Below are 967 nucleotides of genomic sequence, written 5' to 3'. Positions count from 1 at the left end.
CGGCTCGAGCCCCTCGGGTGTCAGGTGCACGGTGTCGCCGACCGCCAGCTGCCGGTCGATGCCCAGCGCGTCGTTGAACAGCGACCAGATGCCGTCCTTGTCGAGGTCACTGAACGCGATGATCGACACGGTGGCCGGCGGCAGACCGCGGAAATGGTCGAAATAGCGTCGGAGGTTCGACAGGAAGCCGTCCCAGCCCCGGCTGTGGTACTCGGCCTCCCAGTCCTCGCCGGTGATCCCGCTGTGGATGAGCCGCAGCACTGCTCCACCACCGTCGCGGCCCTCGACGAGGAATTCCACGACCTGCGGGTCCCCGTCCGCGGAGGACGCGTATCGCCGCCCGGGCTCCCATTCCCTGACCGTGGCCTCGGAGACGTTCCCGGAGCCGAAGTCGGACACCACGCGGGCTCCCACTCCCCCTTCCGGCGGGTCGAACCGGTGCGGTACGAACCAGCACGCCATGCCCTCACCCGTGGCCACGGCCTCCCACACCTCCTCCGGGGTGGCGTCGAGCTCGATGGACTTCTCGATCCGTTTGTGCTGGTCAGACATCGTTCTTCTCCTCTTGGTGCATTGCGGGACTGTCGGGCGAAGCGCTGTCGGGCGTGGAGCTGCGGGATGTGTGACTGCTGGACGGGGTGGGGCGGCCGGGTGCGGAGTCGCCGGGTGCGGAGCTGCCCGCGGTGTCTCCGGTCCCGGGCGGGACGGCGTGCATCCCCAGGACGAGGCGGTGTCGGCGGCCCCCCTCGGCGGAGTCGTCGTGGTATCTGGACACCAGCCTGGTGACGGCGTCCGTGAGTTCGTCCGCGAATGCCGCGCGGTCGGCCGGGGTGGCGAACCGCACCTCGCCGTCGAGGCCGAACGTCCCGACCTGCTTGCCGGTCCGGCGCGCGCCCCCCACCAGCTCACCCACCTCGCGCACCATGCGCGAGGCCAGCGCGAGCAGCCATCGTGGCGACGCCTGGTC

General features: G+C 70.7%; 1 protein-coding gene and 1 pseudogene. Both read right to left on the bottom strand.

The window, feature by feature from the left end; translation table 11 throughout:
- A partial coding sequence (locus G6026_RS15135) for an SRPBCC domain-containing protein (protein ID WP_182613655.1) occupies nucleotides 1–552 on the bottom strand: 552 nt, incomplete at its 3' end.
- Nucleotides 545–967, bottom strand: a pseudogene (locus tag G6026_RS17630) (hypothetical protein); the annotation flags it as partial. The gene G6026_RS15135 and the pseudogene G6026_RS17630, both read right to left, overlap by 8 nt.

It is taken from the genome of Dietzia sp. DQ11-38-2 (genome assembly GCF_014145055.1).
Taxonomy (GTDB): domain Bacteria; phylum Actinomycetota; class Actinomycetes; order Mycobacteriales; family Mycobacteriaceae; genus Dietzia.
This window is presented reverse-complemented; position numbering and strand designations above follow the sequence as displayed.